This window comes from Clostridium sp. (assembly GCF_051650885.1).
Lineage (GTDB): Bacteria > Bacillota > Clostridia > Clostridiales > Clostridiaceae > Clostridium.
Map to the genome: position 1 here is coordinate 1 of NZ_JBOFRG010000197.1, position 3732 is coordinate 3732.

Here is a 3732-nt window from a genome sequence, read left to right on the forward strand (position 1 = left end):
AATATTGGTGACGAGATCAATTATGTTTCTATTATTACCAATACTGGAACAACTCCATTAACTAATATTATCTTTACAGATACTCTTCAAGCTAGTGGATTAACTTTTGTCACAGGTTCTGCAAGTGTAAATGGAACACCAAGTCCTCTTTCGAACCCAACATCAGGAATAAATATTCCTGATATACCTGTAAATGGATTTGCTGTTGTATCATTTAAAGCTAAAATAAATCAAATTCCAGTACCGAATCCAATTCCAAATGTAAGTAAGGTTGATTATACTTACACACCATCTGGAGGAACACCACAGACTGGAAGTACAACTTCAAATCTTGTAAATACAGTAGTGCCAGTAACACCACCTGGCAAGCCAATAACATCAGTTACAAAAGAAGTATCTACAACGGTTTCTGATATTGGTGGAGAAATAACTTACACTGTTAGAGCTAGTAATTCAGGACAAGTTGCTGCAAATAATGTAGTTATAAATGATATTGTTCCTCAAGATACAAGCTTTGTTCAAGGATCTGTTGTTGTAAATGGTACTTCAAGGCCTTTAGATAATCCAAGTGTGGGAGTTTTAGTAGGCACTATAAGCCCAGGACAAAATGTTGTGATGACTTATAAAGTACGACTTGTACAGGGAAGATTACCAAATCCAAATCCTGTAACTAATATTGCAAATTTAATTTACACGTATAAGCCAACACCAACTTCGCCAGATATACCAGAAAATTTAGAAAGTAATCAAGTTTCAACTAATGTAAATGGTGCTGTAGTTAAGCCAGGTACTGATATTAGCCCTGGGATTATAAAATCTGTTGATAAAGCGGTTTCTAGTATAGGTGAGACTTTAACTTATACTATAAGTGTAAAAAATACAGGAAATATTCCAACTGAGACAAGTATTTTAAAAGATATTATTCCAAATGGAACATCTTACGTTCAAGGTACATTAACTGTAGATGGCCAAAGCGTATCAGGTGATTTAAATTCTGGTGTGAATATTGGAATTTTAACTCCAAATGTAGTTAAAACTATAATTTTCAGAGTTCATGTAGATATGATGCCAGTTCCAAATCCTATTCCAAATAAAGCTGACTTAACTTACACTTATAGGCCTATCCCAAATGGTAGTCCTGTTTCTAATAATGTTACTTCAAATACTGTAAATACGTTAATAGGTGAAAGCCCAATTAAGCCAGGAGAAGGGGTTATTAAAACAGCAGATAAAACTTATGCAAAGTTAAATGATGTAATAACTTATACTGTTAATGTTAAAAATACAGGATTGGTTGATGCTTTAAATGTAATCTTTAGAGATACAGCACCAGATGGAACAAGTTTTATTCAAAATTCAGTTACTGTTAATGGTGTTTCAAGGCAAGGTGCAAATCCAGAACTTGGTGTACCACTTGGGGATATTAGTCCAAATTCTAGCGTGATTGTAACATTTAAAGTTCTAGTTACAAAGATTCCGACTATAAATCCTATTGAAAATAAAGCTACAGTGGATTATGAATATAAGCCATCGCCAACTTCCCCAAATAAAGGTGTTACAGTAACTTCTAATAAAGTACCAACTCAAATAAACTCAGGAAGTATTAGCCCAAATAATGGTGGATTAGTTAAGAGCGTGGATAAGGTTTACGCATCGGTTGGAGATGTTTTAACTTATACTATTAATTTAAGAAATACAGGAAATGTTCCTGTTAACAACGTAGTATTAAAAGATACTATCCCAGGTGGCACAAGCTTTGTTTTAGGTTCTGTTACTGTAAATGGAATTCCTAATATATTAGCAGTTCCAAATGCAGGTATTCCTATTGGAACTATAAATCCACAACAAAATGTTGTTGTAACTTTTAAAGTTAAAGTCACTGAAATTCCAACAGTTAATCCAATTCCAAATGAAGCTATTGTAAACTATAACTATACTGTAAATCCATCAAATCCAAATGGACAAAGTGAATCGAATACAAGTAATAAAGTAACAACTGCTGTAAATGGTGCTGTAATAAAACCTGTTACAGGCATTGTTAAAGAAGTTGATAAAGCCTACTCAAGTATTGGAGAAACTTTAACTTATACTATAAAAATAACTAATACTGGAAATGTAGATGCTTTAAATGTTTTATTTAAAGATACTATTCCAAATGGAACAACTTATATTTTAAATACCTTAACTGTAGATGGTGGAATCATTCCAAATGCCAATCCAGAAATAGGGGTTAATATCGGAAATATTATTCCAAATGGAACAAAAATAGTAAGATTTAATGTAAAAATTGTATCTATGCCAAATCCAAATCCGATTCCTAACAAAGGAAATATAAATTATGAGTATATAAAAAATCCATTAACAGGAGAAAAAGGAACAGATAGTAGTGAGTCTAATCTTGTAACTACAAAAGTAAATGTAGCTACTATTTCTCCAAATAATGGTGATTTAGTTAAATTTGTAGATAAAGCAGCTGCAAATATTGGAGATATTTTAACTTATACTATAAGAATTAGAAACTCAGGTAATACTGATGCTATAAATGTAGTATTTAAAGATACAATTCCTGATGGAGTTCAACTTGTTAATAATTCAATTGCTGTAAATGGAAATGTTGTTGTAGGTGCCTCTTTAACATCGGGTGTATCTATTGGAACTATAAAACCGTCAGAAACTAAAGTTCTTTCATTTAGAGCAGTAGTTACTAAAGTTCCAACTATAAATCCAATGCCTAATGAAGGGATTGTAGATTTTAGTTATGTTGTAAATCCTTTAACTGGAGCTATTCAAAATAATACTAGTACAAGTAACACAGTAACAACTAATGTAAATATTGCAACCTTTAAACCTGAACTTGGTGGTATTGTAAAACAAGTTGATAAAGCCTTTGCTAAAATAGGGGATGAGGTAACTTATACAATAAAACTTTTAAATAAAGGAAATACAAATGCGAATAATGTTATTTTTACTGACACTATTCAAGATGGTCTTTCATTTATTCAAGGATCAGTTAAGGTAAATGGAATAACTAATTTAGGAAATCCAGCAACTGGAATTAATATAGGAACAGTCAAGCCAAATGAAGGTGTAGTTATAGAATTTAAAGGGAAAGTTATAAAAATCCCAAACCCAAATCCTATTTTAAATAGTGGAACTGTAAATTACACTTATACAGTAGATCAAAATAATCCAAATGGTGGGAAAGGTCAAGACACCTCAAATACAGTTAGTACAAAAGTTAATTCAGCTGATATAAGTAGTGAAACAGGTGGCCTTATAAAGCAAGTTGATAAAGCTTATGCGGATGTAGGTGAAACTTTAACTTATACTATAAGGGTTAAAAATACTGGTAATGTAGATGCGTTAAATGTAGTTATAAATGATACTGTTCCCGAAGGAACTTCATTTATTCAAGGAAGCGTAACTGTAAATGGTCGTGAAATCACAAGTGGAAACCCTGAGGTTGGAATCCAAATAGGAACTCTCAAGCCAAATGATACTGCCGTTATTTCATATAAGGCTAAGATTACTAAAATGCCAACTGAAAATCCAATTCCAAATACGGCAGTAGCTAAATATACATTTACTTTATCACCAAATACTACTGTAGATAAAGAAAATATTAGTAATACAGTTTTAACAAAAGTTAATTCTCCAAATATAAATATTGAAAATGGAAGTATTTACAAAAGTGTAAACAAGGCATTTGCAAAAGTTTCTGAAGAATTAATT

The 3732-nt window shown here is 31.7% G+C and carries 1 protein-coding gene; it reads left to right on the plus strand.

Translation table 11 applies throughout. From position 1 onward, the window contains the following. On the plus strand, window positions 1–3732 hold a 3732-nt coding region (locus ACRC28_RS09485), incomplete at both ends, for a DUF7507 domain-containing protein (protein WP_438543208.1).